The 18,687-nt window shown below is 63.7% G+C and carries 17 protein-coding genes and 1 tRNA gene; 11 read left to right on the plus strand and 7 right to left on the minus strand.

All coding sequences use genetic code 11. The features are described 5' to 3' along the window. Positions 1-15: 15 nt before the first annotated feature. Positions 16-1,809: an aminopeptidase P family protein gene (locus HHL13_RS13105; protein WP_169556086.1), complete on the plus strand. Its 1,794-nt coding sequence runs from the start codon at positions 16-18 to the stop codon at positions 1,807-1,809. Here HHL13_RS13105 and HHL13_RS13110 read toward each other — a convergent pair. Continuing rightward, positions 1,806-1,943 (minus strand): hypothetical protein, encoded by a 138-nt coding sequence (locus HHL13_RS13110; RefSeq protein WP_169553745.1) that lies wholly within the window; start codon positions 1,941-1,943, stop codon positions 1,806-1,808. The two genes, HHL13_RS13105 and HHL13_RS13110, sit on opposite strands and share 4 nt — an antisense overlap. Before the next feature lie 89 nt (positions 1,944-2,032). On the opposite strand from HHL13_RS13110, the gene HHL13_RS13115 reads away from it, so the two are divergent. Continuing rightward, a tRNA-Thr gene (locus HHL13_RS13115) sits at positions 2,033-2,107 on the plus strand. A gap of 241 nt (positions 2,108-2,348) precedes the next feature. On the opposite strand, the gene HHL13_RS13120 is transcribed toward HHL13_RS13115, so the two are convergent. Further along, a complete protein-coding gene (locus HHL13_RS13120; protein WP_169556087.1) occupies positions 2,349-3,059 on the minus strand; it encodes a DUF2971 domain-containing protein in 711 nt (236 codons plus the stop codon). Between the two features lie 497 nt (positions 3,060-3,556). Between HHL13_RS13120 and HHL13_RS13125 the strand changes: the two genes are divergently transcribed. The 9 genes from HHL13_RS13125 to HHL13_RS13165 all read left to right on the plus strand — a co-directional run bounded on the left by HHL13_RS13125 (position 3,557) and on the right by HHL13_RS13165 (position 9,599). After that, positions 3,557-4,306, plus strand: coding sequence for a LuxR family transcriptional regulator (locus tag HHL13_RS13125; protein WP_169556088.1), 750 nt, complete (start codon positions 3,557-3,559; stop codon positions 4,304-4,306). Between the two features lie 82 nt (positions 4,307-4,388). Next, entirely contained in the window at positions 4,389-5,015 is a 627-nt protein-coding gene (locus HHL13_RS13130) for an acyl-homoserine-lactone synthase (RefSeq protein WP_169556089.1), read from the plus strand. Between the two features lie 66 nt (positions 5,016-5,081). Next, positions 5,082-5,909, plus strand: coding sequence for a phytanoyl-CoA dioxygenase family protein (locus tag HHL13_RS13135; RefSeq protein ID WP_240953843.1), 828 nt, complete (start codon positions 5,082-5,084; stop codon positions 5,907-5,909). Continuing rightward, positions 5,906-6,484, plus strand: coding sequence for a GntR family transcriptional regulator (locus tag HHL13_RS13140; RefSeq protein WP_169556091.1), 579 nt, complete (start codon positions 5,906-5,908; stop codon positions 6,482-6,484). Before HHL13_RS13135 ends, HHL13_RS13140 begins: the two co-directional genes overlap by 4 nt. Positions 6,485-6,577: 93 nt before the next feature. Then, on the plus strand, positions 6,578-6,709 hold the full coding sequence (locus tag HHL13_RS13145; protein ID WP_169556092.1) for a benenodin family lasso peptide: 132 nt from the start codon (positions 6,578-6,580) through the stop codon (positions 6,707-6,709). A 76-nt stretch (positions 6,710-6,785) separates the two neighbouring features. Then, entirely contained in the window at positions 6,786-6,917 is a 132-nt protein-coding gene (locus HHL13_RS13150) for a benenodin family lasso peptide (RefSeq protein ID WP_169556093.1), read from the plus strand. Between the two features lie 74 nt (positions 6,918-6,991). Continuing rightward, the gene (locus tag HHL13_RS13155; RefSeq protein ID WP_169556094.1) at positions 6,992-7,123 is read left to right on the plus strand and encodes a benenodin family lasso peptide; all 132 of its coding nucleotides are present in this window, start codon (positions 6,992-6,994) and stop codon (positions 7,121-7,123) included. 59 nt (positions 7,124-7,182) lie between these two features. Further along, positions 7,183-7,839, plus strand: a complete 657-nt coding sequence (locus tag HHL13_RS13160; RefSeq protein WP_169556095.1) for a lasso peptide biosynthesis B2 protein — start codon at positions 7,183-7,185, stop codon at positions 7,837-7,839. Between the two features lie 92 nt (positions 7,840-7,931). After that, a complete protein-coding gene (locus HHL13_RS13165) occupies positions 7,932-9,599 on the plus strand; it encodes an asparagine synthase-related protein (protein WP_169556096.1) in 1,668 nt (555 codons plus the stop codon). On the opposite strand, the gene HHL13_RS13170 is transcribed toward HHL13_RS13165, so the two are convergent. The 5 genes from HHL13_RS13170 to HHL13_RS13190 all read right to left on the minus strand — a co-directional run bounded on the left by HHL13_RS13170 (position 9,579) and on the right by HHL13_RS13190 (position 18,676). Further along, the gene (locus HHL13_RS13170; RefSeq protein WP_169556097.1) at positions 9,579-11,708 is read right to left on the minus strand and encodes an Atxe2 family lasso peptide isopeptidase; all 2,130 of its coding nucleotides are present in this window, start codon (positions 11,706-11,708) and stop codon (positions 9,579-9,581) included. The two genes, HHL13_RS13165 and HHL13_RS13170, sit on opposite strands and share 21 nt — an antisense overlap. Beyond that, positions 11,702-14,620 (minus strand): TonB-dependent receptor, encoded by a 2,919-nt coding sequence (locus HHL13_RS13175; RefSeq protein ID WP_169556098.1) that lies wholly within the window; start codon positions 14,618-14,620, stop codon positions 11,702-11,704. Before HHL13_RS13175 ends, HHL13_RS13170 begins: the two co-directional genes overlap by 7 nt. A gap of 111 nt (positions 14,621-14,731) precedes the next feature. Further along, entirely contained in the window at positions 14,732-15,736 is a 1,005-nt protein-coding gene (locus HHL13_RS13180; RefSeq protein WP_277346992.1) for a FecR domain-containing protein, read from the minus strand. Further along, positions 15,736-16,293, minus strand: a complete 558-nt coding sequence (locus tag HHL13_RS13185) for a sigma-70 family RNA polymerase sigma factor (protein WP_169556099.1) — start codon at positions 16,291-16,293, stop codon at positions 15,736-15,738. The genes HHL13_RS13180 and HHL13_RS13185 overlap by 1 nt, the downstream gene beginning before the upstream one ends. Positions 16,294-16,855: 562 nt before the next feature. Then, on the minus strand, positions 16,856-18,676 hold the full coding sequence (locus tag HHL13_RS13190; protein WP_169556100.1) for an AAA family ATPase: 1,821 nt from the start codon (positions 18,674-18,676) through the stop codon (positions 16,856-16,858). Positions 18,677-18,687: the final 11 nt, after the last annotated feature.

The raw sequence follows: 18,687 nt of genomic DNA on the forward strand, positions 1-18,687 counted from the left end.
CACAGGTCTGATCCCATGTCCTCCTATGCCGACCGCCTCTCCGCCCTTCGCGAACAGCTGAAGCGCGATGCGCTCGACGGCTTCGTCGTGCCGCTCACCGACGAGCATATGTCCGAATATGTCGGCGCCTATGCCCAGCGCCTCGGTTGGCTGACGGGCTTTCAGGGCTCGGCCGGCTCGGCGGTCGTCCTGCCCGAGCAGGCCGCAATCTTCACCGACGGGCGCTACACGCTTCAGGTCCGCCAGCAGGTTTCTGCGGATCACTGGCAATATGTCCCCGTGCCGCAGGTCAGCGTCGAAGGCTGGCTGGGCGAACATGCCCCGGACGGCGGGCGCATCGGCTATGATCCGTGGCTCCACACCCGCGCCTGGGTCGAGGCCGCGCGCAAGGCGCTGGCCGAACGCGGTGCAGAACTGGTCGCGGTGAACGCCAATCCGATCGATGCGGTCTGGTCGGATCGCCCCGCCCAGTCCGATGCCGTCCTCTCGGTCCAGAGCGATGCGAATGCCGGCAAGTCCAGCGCCGCCAAGCGCGCCGAAATCGCCGACTGGCTGCACGAGCGCAAGGCCGATGCCGTCGTCCTCTCCGCGCTCGATTCGATTGCCTGGGCATTCAATATCCGTGGCGACGATGTCAGCCACACCCCGGTCGCGCTGGCCTATGCCATCGTCAATTCCGACGGCACCGCCGATCTGTTCGTGGCGCGCGAGAAGATGACCGATGCGGTCGCCCAGCATCTCGGCAACGCTATCCGCGTCCATGATCGCGCTGCCTTCGCCCCCGCGCTCAAGGCGTTTGCAGGCAAGCGCGTCGCGGCCGATCCCGAGCGCGCGGTCGCCGCGATCTTCGATTCGCTCGATGCCGGCGGGGCCAAGATCCTCTCGCTGCGCGATCCGGTCGTGCTGGCCAAGGCGATCAAGAACCCGGTCGAGATCGCGGGCCATCGCGCCGCACAGGCGCGTGACGGGGCCGCGCTCAGCCGCTTCCTGCGCTGGATGGAAATCGAAGCGCCCAAGGGCGGCCTGACCGAGCTTTCCGCAGCGGACCGGCTTCGCGAGTTCCGCGAGGAAACCGGCGTGCTCAAGGATCTGAGCTTCGACACCATCTCGGGCACCGGTCCCAACGGTGCGATCCCGCATTACAAGGTGACCGAGGAAAGCAGCTTGGCCATCGAACTGGGCCATCTCTACCTCGTCGATTCGGGCGGTCAGTATGCCGACGGCACCACCGACGTGACGCGCGTGATCCCGATCGGCGAGCCGACGCAGGAGATGCGCGACCGTTTCACTCGCGTGCTCAAGGGCCATATCGCCATCGCCACCGCCGCCTTCCCCGAAGGTACGGTCGGCGCGCAGCTCGACAGCTTCGCGCGGCGCCCGCTGTGGGACGTCGGTCTCGATTTCGCGCACGGCACCGGCCACGGCGTCGGCTCATATCTTTCGGTGCATGAAGGACCGCAGCGAATCGCCCAGCCCTTCTATCCCGGCGGCGCATCGCTCGAGCCGCTCAAGGTGGGCATGTTCCTGTCGAACGAACCCGGTTTCTACAAGGCGGGCGAGTTCGGCATCCGCATCGAGAATCTGGTGCTGGTGGTCGACAAGGATATTCCCGGCGCCGAACAGAAAATGATGGGTTTCGAAACGCTCACCTTCGTGCCGATCGAGCGCGATCTGGTCGATCCGACTTTGCTCAGCTTCGAGGAGCGCGCCTGGCTCAACGCCTATCACGCCCAGACGCTGGCGATTCTCGGACCGCTGCTCGAGGGCGACGACCTCGCCTGGCTCGAAGGGAAGTGCGCCGAAATCTAATCGCGCGAAGGCGCATCGTCCGGAGCGGGGCACGGAGCAGGTGATTCGGCCTGCTCCCGCGCCTGGGCCTTTCGCTTGCGCAGGTTCGCCCGCAATGCCTCGGCCAATCGGGCCTTCTTTTCCGCTTCGCTCATGATGGATGCGATAAACAGGCTATGCGCGGGTTGACAATCACTCGTCCCCAAGCACATAGGCGCGCTCCCGCTGGCTCCGGCCGGCGTGTGCTGCCGTAGCTCAGTGGTAGAGCGCATCCTTGGTAAGGCTGAGGTCGTGAGTTCAATCCTCACCGGCAGCACCATTTTCTTCTTTTAAATCAATATCTTACAACCACCCCTAAAGGGGCCCAGTGCCCTGTCTGCGGCAGCTGGAAGCGTATCGGAAGCAAGCGGCAGGAAATGGCCGGCTACAGTCGCGCAGGTTCGGCGCTTTGCGGCTGCGAAAAGCGGGTCATTTTTGACGAAGGGAGAGCCGATCGTCCGGCACGCCAAAGGGTGATTCGCAAGTGCATCCGCATGCTGCGGCCAAGCGCTGCGACCTCGTCAGAGAGCGCGTATGTCCATGCGGAACGATCGAGATTCTGGTAGCGCCTCGAGCAGCTCGACCGCCGGGTTGAGGCGGCGCGCCAGTGCCCCAAGTTCTTCGCGGTTAGATGCCGACATCCGACATCCGAAGATCACGCCGTCGAGCTCGGTCTGGCCGAAGGGCAAGTCTTCGAATGCCTCAGCGGGGTTGCGGCACAGGCCGAAGTTGATCCGCCACTCCTGCTCGTAGGACCAGGCTGCCGCCTTCGTGTAGATCTGCGTCCGGGTTACCGCGGGGGTATCGATCTTCGCCCCCAAGATCATGTCCGCAAAACCCGCAGTATCCAGGAAGCGTGGCATCTCGTTCGAGTAGATGACCGGGCGTGCGGCCTGGAACGCATTGTCGTCACCTTGCGTGGTGAACCGAAGCACCGCGCCGAAATGCTGCTCGGCATAGTGCGACCACATGAGCATGTTCGCAGGTGTCACGGTCAGGCATAGGATCTTTGTCTTCTCGATCCACTGCCGACTTTCGCGGTGCATCTGGGCAAGAGACTGGTCGAGGCTGGCCAAGGTGCCGTCGAGCGTGCGGTCGAGTTCTTCCTCAAGTTCCGCACCGCCACGCTTCGTCGTGGCATAGTGACCCGCGTCGAGCAGTTTGCGGAAGCCCGCCTTAACGAGGCGGCGCAGCTCGCTGCCGTCGATGTCCATGTGGAGATCGAACAGCATGTCGAATGGGTCGTTGAGCAGCGAGGCCGTAGTCCAGCGTAGCCGGCCATTGGTCAGGACGATCCGCGCGGTTCCGAAGGAACTGTACTTATAGAAGTTGGGGGGAGAGGCGCCGGGAGACATGGGGTTGGCTACCACGCCGCAGGCTCGGCTGTTACCCCGCCTTCGCCTAGCTCGTTTCTCCGATCGTCGGGTTACCTGCCACCATTCTGCAAGTTGGCGCAGCTATGAAATGGACTACTATCTGCCATCGCCAACGGCGGAGCCCCCGCGAGAAGGTAAATTCTCTAGTAATCTGAAACAAAAACCAGATCGAAGAGCCAGACTAACTATTAGTTATCGAGGGAGATTTGACATTCAGTCGCGATTTTGGTGAAAACCTCAATATACATCCGCTCAGGTGACTTCCTTGAGAAGCAGTTTGCCCCAGAGCCCAATGGTGCCGTGTTGCGAGATGGCGGGTTGAGGCCCCCATTTCCCGGTAGGCCGGGGTGGGTATGTCGAGGTTCGCGATTGCACAGGCTTTCGTAGAAGTTGCGCGGTCGGCGGGCAGCACCGATGTGCTTCGCGCCGCGTTGCTCGACTGCTGCGGCGCCATGGGCGTTCGCTATTTTGCCTTGACCCACCATATCGATTTTCGACGGACAGACGGGCCTGCGGTTCGCATCCACAACTATCCAACAAGCTGGCAGGACTGGTTCGATGCGAACGGCCTGGGACAGTGTGATCCGATCCATCGCGCATCCCACCTTGCGAGCGTGGGCTTCGCCTGGTCGGACGTGCCAGACATGATCAAGATGACCCCGGACGATCGTTTTGTCCTCGATCAGGCATACCGGGTCGGCATTGGCGACGGCTTCACGATTCCTTCAAGCGTGCCCGGCGAAACGCTCGGCTCCTGTTCTTTCGCGGTGAGCGCCGGAGACGATTTTCCTGCAGAGTTCCAATTCATTTGCCAACTCGTCGGCGGCTTCGCTTTCGAGGCCGCACGGCGATTGTCGGGCGCTCGTGACTTCTCGGCTGGCCAATCTCCTATCCTGACCGACCGTCAGCGAGACTGTGTGCTGTGGGCCGCGCGTGGCAAGACCGACTGGGAAATCTCTGTCATCCTGGGTGTCGGCCATGAAACGGTGATCCAGCATCTCAAGCATGCGCGCGAACGGTACGGCGTCCAAAAGCGCGCACTCCTTGCGGTCCGGGCCCTGTTCGACGGACTGATCAGCTTCTCGGACATACTGAAGCACTGACGCTATCCCCATTTCTTGGAATATCGCTGCCCGGCACTGATCGGGATGCTTGCCCCCTCGTCACTTCGAGGGGTTTTTCGCCATGGTTCTTCTCGTCGATTCCTCCGTCGACAGCGTTGCCGATACGGCGTTCCGATCGATGTTCGCCGCCCGAAAGAGCGTCTTCATCGATCTGCTCAAATGGAACCTCCCGGTCCTCAGCGGGCGCTACGAGATCGACCAGTTCGACGACCCCCATGCGCGTTATCTGATCATAACCGACAACGATCATGAGCATTTGGCGTCCGCCAGATTGCTGCCCACAACCCGGCCCCACATACTCGACACGCTCTTCCCAGCGCTCTGCGACGGCCAGGTTCCCAGAGGCCCGCGCGTCTGGGAAATCACCCGGTTCTGCCTGGGACGGCAGCTTCGTTCGGCGGAGCGGCGCCAGATCCGCAACCACCTCGTATCCGCGATCGCCATCCACGCGCTCGAGACCGGCATCGACACCTATACCGGGGTCGCCGAGATGGCCTGGCTCCAGCAGATCCTGAGCTTCGGCTGGGAATGCCGCGCGCTTGGCGAGCCCCTGCCCAACCAGGGTGCACTTCTGGGCGCGCTCGAGATCACGATCACGCCGGAGACACCGGCCGGCCTCGCCGCTGGCGGCGTGTGGTCGCCCATCATTGCTCATGAAATGCCGGCGCGCCGCGCCGCAAACGCCTGAGGTATCGCCATGACATACGATCCGAACAGCCAGCCCGCCGATTTCGACGCCGCACTGGAACTGCTGATGACCGACGGCTGGTGCGTCATTCCCAACGCGCTGTCGCGCGAGACTATCGGTGCGCTCGATGCCGATCTCGCACCGATCTACGAAGCCACGCCCTTTTGCGAAGGGGATTTCTATGGCGGGCGCACCAAACGGTTCGGAAGCCTGCTGAAGCGCTCGCCGCATGCCGCCGCCCTGGCGCAAGAGGCGCTGATCCTCGCCGTCACCGAAGCAGTGCTTTCGCCGTGGTGCGACACCATCCAGCTGAACCTGATGCAGGCGATCGCGCTGCATCCGGGAGCGCCCGCGCAGTTCCCGCACCGCGACCAGGACATGTGGCAGGGAGTAAAAGGCGAGGTCGAGTATCTGGTCAACGTGATGTGGCCGTTGACCCCCTTCTCGGTCGAGAATGGCGGAACGATCATCTACCCGCGCAGCCACGGTAGCGAAGCGCTGAACGATTCGATGCCCGAGCGATCGGTCGTGGCCGAGTACGGCCCGGGCGACGCGTTTCTGTTCCTGGGATCGACACTGCACGGCGCCGGGGCCAACCGGAGTGCCGAAATCCGCAAGGCAGTGGTGGTGAGCTACTGCCTCGGGTGGCTAAAGCCCTATGAAAACCAGTGGCTCGCCTATCCGCCCGCGGTCGCCCGCAACTTCTCTCCCGAACTCGCCGGCCTGATCGGCTATCGGCAGCACCGCCCGAACCTCGGCAATTATGAAGGCGTGTGCCCTTCGCTTCTCCTCACGGGCAACCTCCCAGAACATATCGGGGCGGTAGACGCTTTACGGCCCGATCAGATCGAGGCGGTCGCGGAGCACCGCACAAGCCAAGGCGCTGCCACATGAGTCCGATCCAGGCGATGGAGCGCGGCTACGCGACCCTGAAGCAGATGCTGCGGGAGGGCCGGTACCCGCCAGGATCTCGTCTCGAAGCAAACCGCATCGCGGAGGAGCTTGGAGTCAGCATGACGCCGGTGCGCGATGTGCTTCATCGGCTGGTCGGCGAGCATTTGGTCGAGGCGAGCGCAGGAGAGGGGTTCCATGTCCCCCGGCTCAGCGAGGCGTCGCTGCGCGACCTCTACGAGTGGCATTCAGCGCTTGTCCTGATGGCGGTTCGGACCGCTCGCCATCCTCTCGTCGTGGACGAGCCGGACGACGCATCGATCGCGGCTAGAACGGCCCTGCTCTTCGAGCGCATTGGCGAGATGGCACCCAATCGCGAGATACGCTTGGCTATTTCAAGCGTCGGAGATCGCCTGCATCCGTTCCGAATAGTCGAATCGGAGGTTCTCGAACCGCTGATCGGCGAACTGGACGAGCTTGCCGAGATCGACAACGGACTTCAGCAAGCAATACGTCGCTATCATCTTCGCCGAATGAAAGTGGTTGCCGAGCTAATTCGCCGCAGGGAAGCGCCTTGATCGCGCGTCCGATTATAATCGGATTATAAACTTCTTATAACCGCCGGCATGGCGAATCTTCTCCTGGTCGCATTACGCGACTGGAGAATGACCATGGACCGCGAAACCAACGAAACCGTCGACCTGATCGATCTCGGCGTCGCCAGCGCCGAGACCCAGGGCGTGCTTGAGGGCAAGTATGACGGCCTCGGCCTCATCCCGCCGGCCGGCCTGTCGGACGACTGATCTGCACGCCGGCCTGGCCTGACGCCGGGCCGGCGCGTCAGCCGTCACCATACCCACGCACTCAGGGAGATTTCCCATGCAAGACGACAACAACCAAGCCTTCGATCTCCTGGATCTGGGCGCCGCCAGCGTCGAGACCAAGGGCGCTGTCGATGGCACGCATGACTTCATCGGGCTGATCATGCGCGAAGGCCTTTCGGACGACTGACCGGTTGCACCGGCCGGGCAGTGCCGGCCGGTGCTGACTACCAGTTCGTCATCCACTCCGACGGGAGATTTTCCATGCATAAAGACGATGACGAGTCCTTTGAACTCGTCGACCTGGGCGCTGTCAGCGTCGAAACCAAAGGCAGTTGCACCGGGATCTTCGAAGTCGTCGGCTACGTCCTTCCGCAAGGCCTTTCCGACGAATGATCGCGCGCGCGGCCCGCTTCCGTGAACCGGCGTTGCGGGCCGCAAGGGCGTAGCCGGCTATGCTTTGGCGCATCCTCCCCCACGCGACAGCCTGTATCGCATCGGAAAAGCTGTTCGTTCTCGATGTGCGGCAGGACCGCTATTTCCGGGTTCCGACCACGTCCTCGGCGGACATGCTGGAATGGCTGAACCGGAACTATGCGGGCACCCCTCCAAAGGCGGTCGTCGAGACGCTCAAGCGCGCGAAGATCCTTCGAGAGGGTGACGCCGAGCCTACCAACGCACTCAAAGATCGCGTCGTTGCTCCGGCTGGCTTGCTCCAGCCTGGGGCACACGTTCCCAGGAGCGGATTGTCTTTCGCAGTTGCGGTGCGGGTCGCCGCTACGCGCCTGTCGCTGCGCATGTTCTCGCTCAGCAGTATCCTAGCGGCTCGCCAGACCAGGACCCCGCTGCCGATGCGCGGCAACGCACAGGCCGCGCTCGCCGAGGTCGAAGCGTTCGAACGTGCCCGCCGACTGGTGCCGATCGCACGGAATTGCCTGCTCGATTCGCTCGCGCTTGATCGCTGGCTCGAGCGCCGCGGCTTTGGGTCGCAACTGGTGTTTGGCATCCTGCCCGAACCATTCGGCGCGCATTGCTGGCTGCAGACACCCGAGGCCATTCTCAACGACAGCTACGACCATGTGTCGAGCTTCACCCCAATTCTCGCGATATGAACAGGTCCGCTTTCCTCGCGTGCCTTGGGCACCCAGGCGCATCAATTTCTGATCGTCTTCGCTCCTTCACCGAAGCTCTGTGTGCATCCGGCATGGTTCAGTTGGCCGTTGGACCTGGCATCTGCGTACTGGGCGATCCGGCAGCATCTCACCTCATCCTGCCTGACGCGCGTGGTGTGGTCTGGGGACACCTGTTCGATCGGCACGGCAGCACGAGGGTCACAGCCTTGGACAGGCGGGAAATCGCCGTCCCGTCCGACCTATTCGTAGAACGCTATTGGGGCGGATATGTCGCGATTCGCGACCTTGGCGATCGGATCGAAGTCCTTCGCGATCCGTCCGGCATGGTGTCATGCTATTACGCCGAAATAGACGGGGCGCATCTCCTTACCACTCGTCCCAACCTGCTGTTCGATCACGGACTGCTGAAGCCGGAAATCGACTGGACGATCGTCGCACAGTCGCTGGTCTACCGCGACCTTCGGCCCGCCCAGACGGCCTTGCGGGGTGTCAGCGAGCTACTGCCGGGAATCGTGCTTGAGATCCGCGATGATCAAGCGAGAAGCAGCTGCGCGTGGTCCCCGTGGCGGTTCGCAGATCCGGCGTCCCAGATGAAGGATGCTTCGTCGGCGATCACCGAGTTGCGCCGTGTGGCGACATCGACGCTGGGGGCGTGGGCCGATTGTTTTGAGCGGCCCTTGCTAGAAATCTCGGGCGGACTCGATTCCGCGATCGTCGCCGCTGGCTTGCGGACCGGCCGATCCGGCCTGGACTGCCTGACATTTGGCCCGGTGACCGGAGAGGCAAGCGAACTGCCTTGGGCGAGAGCCGTCGCTGAGCATCTCGCCTTCCCTCTCACCGAGATCGTGGCGGACGCGGCAACGATCGACATCGGCCAGAGCGATGCCCAGGCATTGCCGAGGCCCTGCGCCCGCGCTTTCGCTCAGGCGCTTGATCGCCCGATCCAGGTACATGGACGCTCGATTGGAGCCGATGCCTTCCTGGGCGGGGGCGGAGGCGACAGCATGTTCTGCCTTCTCCACTCCGCTCTCCCGGTGATTGACCGATACAAGCATGAGGGGTTGAGCAAGGGCCTGTTCGAAACTGCTGCGGACATTGCCCAGCTCACGCGGACGAATATCTGGACGGTGCTGAGCGCCGCAATCAGACGGTCATGGCAACCCGGCTCGCCCATGCCGAGACCGATGACAAACGCGTTCGTCGCCCGGCACGTGTCTCAAGGGCTTCCGTGGCCCGCCGGAAATCCGTGGCTGGCTGCTCCGCCCGGCATATCGCCCGGAAAAAGACGGCATGTCTGGTCGATTGTCGGAATCCAGAACCACCTCGAAGGATTCGGCCGGGAGACGATCGCGCCATTTCTGGCGCCGCTGATGTCACAGCCGATCTTCGAAACCTGTCTCACAATTCCAAGCTGGCTCTGGTGCGCAGGCGGCAACAACCGCGCGGTCGCGCGCGAGGCGTTTCGCGATGCTTTACCGGCGGCCGTTATCGACCGCCGGACCAAGGTCTCGTTCAACAGCCTCGCCTACCGGATGATCAAGGCTAATCTCCCGGCCCTGCGTGCGATGCTATTGGAAGGATCTATCGCACGGGAAGGCCTGCTGGATGTTGAACGCGTGACCGCCTTCCTCAACGGTACTTTCGCGGATGGGGATGCGCTTCCCGAGCTGATGGCACTTGTCGAAGTCGAAGCCTGGGTTCGATACTGGGAAGGGCGGTCACTTTGCGCCCCCGGTTGAACTCGCGGCCTCCCGCAACTTTTGCCAGCGCGCGATTTCGGCGGTGCGCGCCGGATCCGGCGAGACAATGCCGCGAAGCCAAAAATCGAACCAGTCGATATTGCGCTCATAGATTGCGAGGCGATGTGCCGGATGGCGCTTGGTGTGCCATTCGTCCGGGAACACGTACATCTCGACTGGCGCGCCATGGAATTTGAGGGCGGCATAGGCCTCTTGCGCCATGCGGAATTCTCCGTCGGGCAGGTGCATCAGCAACGGAACCCGGAGATGATCGGCGTTCACCGCGATGGACTGGGCTCTCCAGAACGCCCGGCCGTCGGTACCCGCGGCGGGATACCCCACTCCTTTGACGACATCGTTACCGTAGCCCGGACCGGCATTGAACGCGGCGTTGGGATCGTCGCAGCAGGTCGTGATGATTGCAGCCTTGAAGCGGGTCGAATTGTTCAGCGCGAACTGCACGGTGCTCGCCCCATCGCTCATCCCCGTGATCCCGATCCGTTCGGGGTCGATGGCGCCGCCAGCGATAGCAGCATCGATCCCGGCATCGAGCGCGGTGAAGATTCGCCGCCTGCCGGCCCAGTTCTTCACCTTGACGCGCTGGGCCGACGTGTCGTCCGATTTCGCCGCTGCCTCGGCGGACTCCGGCGGCACCTGGAAGCTGAGCACGGCATAACCGCGCTCGGCGAGCAGATGGATCGGATATTCGTCCCCCAAGCCGCCGCGCAAAAAGCCACGCGACATATATTGAACTATGATCAGGGGATGGCGCTCACCGGGCTTGTGCGAAGGAGGAAGCATCAGGTCGCCATACGTCCGCACGCCATCGCGATCGGTCCAATTCAGCCGCTCGAACTTGCCGATGCGCAACTGGGCAAATTCGGGGTTGGGATCGAACAGCGTCGAGCTGCGTCCGCTCGACGGATCGATCCGAACCAGGATTCTGGGGCGCGTGGCGGATTCCCGCGCGCAGACAAGGGCTCCGCCTGAAAGCCCGCACGACGGCAGCCAATCCTCTGTCTCGAACAAGCGACGTGGGCCAGCCTCCGACGCAACGCGCCATCGGTAGACGGCGCTGCGGCCGCCATTCACCGAATTCGCAGCACGCAGAATCAGCAGCGTGCCAGGCGTGGACCACCACAGCCCGGCGACCGGCTCGCGACAAATCGCTCCGGTGCATGGAATGGCTTTACCCTTCGCCTCCACCCGCAGGAGCGTCGGCCCGCGGGGAAAGTCCACGCGTTCTATCGAGGACCATGCCCGGTCTCCCGCTGGCGATGCGGCGAAAGCCCTGGCGTCGGCTGGAGCGGCTGGTGCTCCACCATCCTTTATGAGCGCCGCTTCTTCTGCGGTGATGATCCGGGTTTCGCCGGTCGCGAGGTCGAGCGCATTGGTTTCGGTCGCAAGTGGCATCCGCGGCGTGGGCCGCGAATAGGCAACCGACCAGAAGCGCTCATCGTAAAGAAAGCCGGACCGTCCCTCGCGGTCGATCTCCGCAACACCAGCATCGAATGACCTGCGCGTCGTGAAGAGCAGGGATCGGCCGTCTGCGCTCCAGGCAAGGTTGCGCGGCTCCGTATCGAGCTCGGAAATCGCCTCGGCGGGCTTCCCGTCGAGGCGCACGCGCCAGATCTGGGTGCGACCGCCGTCGCGGCGAAGATAGGCAAGCGAAGTGCCGTCCGGCGACCAGATCGGCGGGTCGGTCAGCGGCAACCCGCTGGGTACGCCCGATACGCCATAGGGGTCGGTCATTGCATGGATGAACTCCCCGCCGACATCGAGCAGACGGGGAGCCGTCACCCCATCCAGAGGGACGAGCAGCACTCCGAAGCAATAACCGTCGGCATCCGGATCGGCTCGCCTGAGAAGTACCGCAGCGGACCGGCCGTCGGGGGAGAGGCTGAAGGAAGGCTTCCGGGCGCCATCATCCACCCTTCCGAAGTCGCGCAACGCTATCAGGTCGCGCGCAGTAATGGCGCGCTGGCCTGTTGCCGCCCCGAGGGGAGGCGGCAACAGGCGCTCGCTGCAGGCCGCAGGCGTAGCGTGCGCCGCTCCGGTCCAGCAGGAGACAAGGATGAAAGCGGTCGTGCCGAGCAGGCGCTTCACCATGATTTAGTGACCTGCAGCGCGACGAAACGCCCGAGGGGACTGGCATTTTCACCATCGAAACCGACCGCCAACGTTCCAGCGACGTAGCTCACAAAGGGCGGGTCGGTGTCGAAGATGTTGCTGGCATTGAGCGCGATGCGAAGTCCGTGAAGCGGTCCAGACTTCCTCGGGAAGGCGTAGCTCAGATTGAGGTCGAAGGTCGTCCAGGCCGAGATCCGCTGTGCAGGTGTGACAGTCCTGTTCCGATAGCCATCGGCATAGTTGGCGAAGAGTGCGACACCAAAACCGCCCTTGTTCCAGGTCGCACGTCCTCGGATTCGCAGGTCGATCGGGTTGCCCACGGTGTCGACCACGTCAATCGGCGCCGAGGTCGCCGTTAGCTGTTGCTTGATGCCGAAGATGTAGGTCGCGGTTGCGCCGACCTGGGCATCCCCTCCGGCAAGCGCAAAGTCGTACTGGAAGTCGAAGTCGAGTCCGGATTGCCTGACGATCGAGAGGTTACGCACCTGCGCGTCGGCGATTGCCACAATCGGTGCCGTGCTGGGGATACCCGTCAAGTCGAGGTAGTAAGGCGAGGCAAAGAGTTCGGCGAGCCGTGCTGCGCTCGGATTGAAGGTCAGGATCGGCGCGTAGATATCGCGGTTGATGAGAAAGCTGGCGAGCCCTGTCGCAACCGATCCGATGCGGTCGCGATAGTTCACATTGAACCAGGTCACGCCTGCACGCAGACCCGGCAGGCTCGCCGGCTTGAGGTCCGCCCCAAGTGTCCAGGTCGTGGCGCGCTCGGGCCCCAGGTTGGGATCGTTGCCCCGAATGACCATGATGTTGGACATGCCGCTGGCCGATTGGGGATCGACGACGGGATAGGCGAAGTAGCCGATCGAGTCCGGGTCCTGCCGCAGCTCGGTGAACCCGGGGGCGCGGAATGACTTTCCGTAGCTGCCGCGAAAAGTCAGCCCGGCGATCGGATCCCAGGCGAAGCTGACCTTGGGATTCGTCGTGCGGCCGAAGTCATTATACTCCTCGCTCCGAACCGCAGCCGACAGGTCCAGGCGCCGGAAGAACGGAACCGATGCCGCTTCGCCGAAGACGGGCACCAGCAGTTCGGCATAGATCCCCTGGACTACGCGTGCGCCTGGCAACGGTGTGAGCGCATTGGTGCGGGGCGCCAGCGACGAGGTGTAGGAGATGCTCTCCCGGTCTTCATAACGGTCCTCGCGATACTCGCCGCCGATCGCCAGCCGGACATCGCCGGCAGGCAGAGCAAAGAGCGGCCCATCGGCGCGGATTGTCGCCGACCAGACAAGCGCGTCCCATCGCCGCTTGTTATAGCCGCGTATCGACTCGATCGTGGCGGGATTGGTCGAGGGCCCATCGCCGAGCAGGTTATAAGCAGTGGCCGGATTTGTGTCGGCAAGGGCCAGTGCGAGGCGCGCACTGTTGACCCGGTTGAGATAATCGTAGCGCTCATCCTGGCGTCCCCAGGTTCCGTGCGCATCGATCCGCCAGCTGCCGACCGCGAGTTCGAGACCGGCGGTACCTCCATAGGCAGCAACCGCGCCTCGATTGCGCTCATTGCCGAGGTCACGGGCAAAACTGTAGTTCACGCCGATCGGCTGACGGGTGCCGATTGGATCGAGATAATAGGGATTGGTCACCGGTACCGTGCGTCGGGAATCGACGCCGGTGCGCACCGCCACGTCGAACTTTCGCCATGTGGCGAGCCCGCGCGCATAGAAGCGCAGATTGTCGGTCAGATTCTGGCTGACCGATACGAACAGGGAGTGGCGCTCTTGCTGCGGCAGAATATCCACGCCGTCCCAGCCGTCGCCGCGATTGATTACGCCGCGCGTGAGCTGCGCAGCTGTCAGCCCGTTGCCAAACTGTCCGCGCGGGATCGCGAAGTTGACGCCGCCAGCCACGATCGTGCCCGGACTCGCATAGTTTCCGCGATAGTCGCCGCCGCCAAAAGGCCGCAGGTCGTCGGTAATATAGGGCCGGTCGTCGGCGGAGAGATTGTCGCGGCGGTAAAATTCATAGGCGATGACGGCATGGCCGGTGGACCAGCGCGTCCCGAGCAGCTGGCTGACCTGATATTCTTGAGTATCCCCATCCGCGGTTCCGACCCGGAAGCTCGTCTCTGCACCCCGGAACCCGTCGCGCGTGACGACATTCACGACGCCGGCGACGGCATCCGAGCCATAAATGGCCGAAGACCCATCGGGCACGACTTCGATGCGCTCGATGATGGACGCGGGAATCACCGAAAGATCGCCGAACGTGCCCGAAAAGCCGCCCAATGGCGGCCGGTCGCCATTGATCAGCAACAGGGTCGAGTTCTGGCCGAGACCGCGAAGGTTCACGCCGCTGCCGCGGCCGGAGTTGCCGTTGCCGGCACCTGTGATCAGGCCACTCGCACCCTCTTGTGCTCCCCCCGCGAAATTCTGCGGGATCGACTGGACGATCTGCTGGGTGGTTGAAAAACCGGATTGGGCGATATCGGTGCGGTCGATCGAGATTACCGGGACCCCTACCGGCCCGCTCCCGCGGATCCGGGTGCCCGTGACCAGGATCTCCGACTGACCCTCAGCGGATTCGTTTCCCTCCTGGCCGTCATCGTCGCGCTGCACGACCAACGTGGTGCCGACCATGACCACACGCAGGCGGCTTCCGCGCAGCAGTTGCGACACGGCCTGATCGGCGCTGAACCGACCCTTCAGCGCCGGCGCCTGATGGCCCGCCACAAGCTCGGTCGGTGCGATGACCTGCGTGCCCGACTGCTGCGCCACGGCGCGCAGCGAAGCGCCGAGGTCCTGGCTCGGCATGTCGAACTCGCGCGCAGCGTCCGCCTGCGCAAACGCCAGCGGCGCGACCATGACCATTGCCGTGCCGGCCAAGGCCAGCGCACCCATTTTCCCCATCCGCATCATTCGCTCCCCGTTTCCAGCCGCCGATCTGACGGTCCGGGTTGCGAGACGAGGTTGTGCGCAAAACCCTCCCGAAATTATGCGGGAGGCATTTCCTCAGGGGCGGCGAAGGATCAGATCGCCCTGCGGCGACCGCTCGACGCGCAGCGAAAAGGCGGCCGCCAGCGCCGCGGCGAGCTGATCGACCGGAAGCGGCCGGAACCCGCCGGTCACGCGCTGCGCCGCGAGCGACGGATCGGCGAGGCGGATCTTGCGCTGCGAGTAGCGATTGGTCTGCTCAAGGACGTCGCCGAGCGGCACGCCGTCGAAATCGAGCATGCCCGAGACCCATTGCTGCAGGCCGGGCGATGCCTTGGCCACCTGGGGACGGCGGGCGAGATCGGTGAAGCACTCGCCGGGCGCGAGCCGCGTCACCGCCGCCACGCCACCCGCGGGCGCAAGGCCGCGGACATCGACCGAGCCGCGAAACAGGCTCACCCTCACCCCTCCCGGCTCGAACCCGACATCGAACAATGTCCCGAGCGCAGTGACGGTTCGACCGTCCGCCTCGACGCGAAACGGGCGCGCAGCGTCATGCGCGACATCGAAGCGCGCGCGGCCCCGGACGAGCCGGACCTGACGCAGATCGCCTGACAGGCGGACTTCGATCGCACTGTCGGTATCGAGCGTCACCACCGTGCCATCGCCAAGCTTCACGGTGCGGATCTCCCCGACCCGCGTCGCCTGTGGTTCGGCAGCGGCGATGACCGCGCCGTCCGGCATTGCGCCCGGCCCACTAAGGAGCCAGAAACCCGCCAGAGCCACCAGCACCAGGGCGAGCGCGGCAAAGGCGGGACGGGCTGCGGGCATTTCCCAGATCGAAGGCCGCCGCTCGGGCAGGCGGCGGTTGCGTCCCATCTCGGTGCCTGCAAGGCCGCCGGTCTCCTGCCATTGCTCACCAGCCCGCTCATAGGCTTCGCGGTGCGCCGGATTGGCGTCGCGCCAGGCTTCGAACTCGGCGCGCAATTTCCCTCGATCCGGTCCCTGCATGCGCGAGAACCAGATTCCAGCCTGTTTGGTGACCGCCAGGCTGCGGCTATCCTTTGATCCGGAGCCGGGCATCAATCCTTGTCCGCATGCCGAATAAGCATCGTCATTGCCTTGGCGATCTGCTTCTCGATACCCGATACGGACATGCCGGTCCGCTCGGCGATTTCGTTATAGCTGAGTCCGTCCAGTCGATGCGCCATGAATATTTCCCGAGTCTTGGGCTTCATGCGGCGCATTACCGCTTCGATGCGCGCGAGACTATCGCGAGCTTCGAGTCGGGACACTTCATTTGAAACCGAAATGGTCTCTTCATCGAATGGAACATGCATGCGCTCGCCGCGGCCGGAGGCGCTCTTTGCACGGTCGCGCAGCAGGTTGCGAGCCACTTGCCGCAGGAAAGCGCGGGGTCGCGCGATCGGTTCGCTTCGCACCTGCTCGCTCTGCGCCAGCCGCAGGAAGGCCTCCTGCGCAACGTCGCCGGCCTCCTCTGGATTGGATCGATAGCGGGTGATGAACCGGACGAGCGAATGGCGTTCATTCCGATAGATCATCTCCAGCCCAAGCGGGGCTGCGTCCGCGTCGTCGGCATCGCTAAAGGCCGGAACGGTCGAAGGCGCTGGAGGCGACATCAGGCCGCTCCACGCCCGCTGGACAGACCGCCGCCCTTCCCAACCATGGCTTCCATCTCCCCGCCTTCCGAACGCGAGGCGGGCCGGCAGAAGCCGGGTGTTGAGAACAAGTTTGAGGACTTGCGCCGACGCCTTTAGCCGCGAACGGCCTGAACATGCGCGTCGGCCACCCGGCCGCTAGGGCACGGAAATGGATCCCAAACGAGGTTCTCACGCCTCGGCGCCGCACTTTAAGCGGCGCGCTCCAAGACTAGGATTGGAACGCTTCAAAAGGCAAGCCAAGCAGAAATCAAGGAATCGCAACCACTTCGGACGAATCTGCTCGGTCAGTCGGCCCTGACGGTCGCCCGCGCCGCAGGCGCCGGAAAAGAACGCACCCTTGCAGACGGACGGCCGTCGCGGCGGCGTGCGCGCGGGCCTGGGGGCCAGCCGCCGCCGTGACCTCCGGCCGGTCGCAAGCGTGCCACGCGGGTCAAAGAAGCGCGGACCCTGACGCCTTCGCAGAAGGCGCAGAGCACGCTCCGCTGATCCCCCGCGTTCCGATCCAATGCACGCCTGTGAACTAGGCGACGGTCGCATCCGTCTGGCCTTTGGCAAGGCAGGAAGTCACTCTCGCCAACCCGAAAACAGCATTCAGCAAATGCCGCTGGTCAGTAATGCTGGAGACCGGCCCGACGCCTTCGTACGTCTGCGTGTATTGCTCCTTGAGCCCCTCCCACGCTGCGATCACGATTTCGAGTATGGCCTCTCGAGGAAGGGGCGTGTCGGGCGGCGCGCTCGCCGCAAGACAATAGGATTCGGCGCCATGAATCGAGAAGCCGCGGACCGCCACCTTGAAGCCCAAGGCAAGGAACAGGTTGGCCAGCCATTGCTGGGGGACGGGGATTGCGAAGCGCTCAGGGGCGAGCAACGGATAGATCTCGGTCACGAGCACAATGCCATTCTCGACGCCGGAGACGGCGCTCCACGCGTCGATGAGCGCGTCGCACCATGCCTCGGGGTCGAGCACGTGCAACACATTGGTGAGCAGGACGAGCCCGGCACGGACACCGGCCAGATCGGCTCGCGTTCCCACGACCTGTACAGAAACCCCGTCGATCGGGGATCGGGCCAGTAAAGCCGCCCGGGTCACGGGGACCGGCTCGTAGAGGATCCATGAGACCGGTTCGCGACTGGTCGTCGCCGAACGCTTGGATAATTCGGCAAGGGTTCGTCCGAGACCGGCGCCCCAATCGAGCACGACCCCGCACACGGGAGCGAAGGACGCGATGAACGACGCAATCTCCTCGGTCTGCCTGTCCATATACACCCGACGATTGGACGGCGCCGGATCGCATCCGAACAGGGTCCGCACCGCTTCGTTCAGATGGAGGTCGACGGACTCACGGACGAGGGCGGCTGTCGCGAGAAGCGCAGCGTCGGTCACATCAAACAACCGGTAGGCGCTGGCGAGCTTGGCTCGATCCGTTTCGAGCCGGGTGATCCGGCGCGGCGCGGATGGCTGCTTTTGGTATTTCAGGGCCTGAGCTGCAAACATCGGCCGGGGCGATGGCAATGCTTCCACATAGAATACCGCATCGACCGCGCGCCCGAAGATCAGATGAGGATGGTGGCTCGACAGGATCGTCTGACGGCAGTTGCGCTTGAGGTACTCGATCGTGCGCGAGATCAGTTCGGGATGCATGAAATTTTCGACTTCGTCGAAGATGTAGACCTCGGGCTTGAGAGCGAGAGTCGTTGCCAGAACGGTGAAGTAGGATTTCTGCCCATCGCTCCAGTTGGCAAAGGGCGCCGTAACGCCGCTCCCCCATCCAATCAGCAGCTCGATGCCATCTTTTGCACGGCGGACACCGAGCCGGCAGTCGAACATGTCTTCGAACAGTTTTGCGAATTCGGGAAGGTCGCCGCCCAGCCAGTATAGGCGCTCTTCCTCTTCCGGCCCGATCGCCGCAACCACGGTTTGCCGGTAGGCAGGATCGATGCCCCAGCGGGCATGATCGAAGTCCTCGGGCAATCCCAGAGCCTGGATCAGCAGGCCGAAGATGACGATCTGAACCTGGAGGTCGTGATCATTGTCGGCAATCGCTTTACCGGCTCGCGTCCCGGCCAGCATTCCAAGCGAAGTCATCTGCACCTTGTGGTGGTGCGGACGGTGGCTGGTGACCTTGGCAGTCAGATTGGCCGTCCAGCCATGACCCTTGTTGAAGCCGGCGGCGCTTTTGCCGCCGAGCAGGTCCTTCAGCATGCGCAGGATGAATGACTTGCCGCTGCCGTTTGGTCCGCACAGCACCGTGACGGTTCCCAGGCCTCCCTCGGACGGCAATGGGAATTGCAACGGGTTTTCGCCGATGGTCGAGGCCGGCATTGCGAGCGAACGGATCATCGGCACCTCGA

The sequence above is a fragment of the Sphingomonas sp. G-3-2-10 genome (assembly GCF_012927115.1).
Classification (GTDB): Bacteria; Pseudomonadota; Alphaproteobacteria; order Sphingomonadales; family Sphingomonadaceae; genus Sphingomonas.

What these genes read in the sequence shown, in the direction of transcription:
- HHL13_RS13110 (WP_169553745.1), bottom strand. Translation starts at nt 1,943, where the DNA reads ATGAGCGAAGCGGAAAAGAAGGCCCGATTGGCCGAGGCATTGCGGGCG.
- HHL13_RS13180 (WP_277346992.1), bottom strand. Translation starts at nt 15,736, where the DNA reads ATGCCCGGCTCCGGATCAAAGGATAGCCGCAGCCTGGCGGTCACCAAA.
- HHL13_RS13140 (WP_169556091.1), top strand. Translation starts at nt 5,906, where the DNA reads ATGAGTCCGATCCAGGCGATGGAGCGCGGCTACGCGACCCTGAAGCAG.
- HHL13_RS13190 (WP_169556100.1), bottom strand. Translation starts at nt 18,676, where the DNA reads ATGATCCGTTCGCTCGCAATGCCGGCCTCGACCATCGGCGAAAACCCG.
- HHL13_RS13130 (WP_169556089.1), top strand. Translation starts at nt 4,389, where the DNA reads ATGGTTCTTCTCGTCGATTCCTCCGTCGACAGCGTTGCCGATACGGCG.
- HHL13_RS13150 (WP_169556093.1), top strand. Translation starts at nt 6,786, where the DNA reads ATGCAAGACGACAACAACCAAGCCTTCGATCTCCTGGATCTGGGCGCC.
- HHL13_RS13120 (WP_169556087.1), bottom strand. Translation starts at nt 3,059, where the DNA reads ATGCTGTTCGATCTCCACATGGACATCGACGGCAGCGAGCTGCGCCGC.
- HHL13_RS13185 (WP_169556099.1), bottom strand. Translation starts at nt 16,293, where the DNA reads ATGTCGCCTCCAGCGCCTTCGACCGTTCCGGCCTTTAGCGATGCCGAC.
- HHL13_RS13135 (WP_240953843.1), top strand. Translation starts at nt 5,082, where the DNA reads ATGACCGACGGCTGGTGCGTCATTCCCAACGCGCTGTCGCGCGAGACT.
- HHL13_RS13170 (WP_169556097.1), bottom strand. Translation starts at nt 11,708, where the DNA reads ATGGTGAAGCGCCTGCTCGGCACGACCGCTTTCATCCTTGTCTCCTGC.
- HHL13_RS13155 (WP_169556094.1), top strand. Translation starts at nt 6,992, where the DNA reads ATGCATAAAGACGATGACGAGTCCTTTGAACTCGTCGACCTGGGCGCT.
- HHL13_RS13105 (WP_169556086.1), top strand. Translation starts at nt 16, where the DNA reads ATGTCCTCCTATGCCGACCGCCTCTCCGCCCTTCGCGAACAGCTGAAG.
- HHL13_RS13165 (WP_169556096.1), top strand. Translation starts at nt 7,932, where the DNA reads ATGGTTCAGTTGGCCGTTGGACCTGGCATCTGCGTACTGGGCGATCCG.
- HHL13_RS13145 (WP_169556092.1), top strand. Translation starts at nt 6,578, where the DNA reads ATGGACCGCGAAACCAACGAAACCGTCGACCTGATCGATCTCGGCGTC.
- HHL13_RS13125 (WP_169556088.1), top strand. Translation starts at nt 3,557, where the DNA reads ATGTCGAGGTTCGCGATTGCACAGGCTTTCGTAGAAGTTGCGCGGTCG.
- HHL13_RS13160 (WP_169556095.1), top strand. Translation starts at nt 7,183, where the DNA reads ATGCTTTGGCGCATCCTCCCCCACGCGACAGCCTGTATCGCATCGGAA.
- HHL13_RS13175 (WP_169556098.1), bottom strand. Translation starts at nt 14,620, where the DNA reads ATGGGTGCGCTGGCCTTGGCCGGCACGGCAATGGTCATGGTCGCGCCG.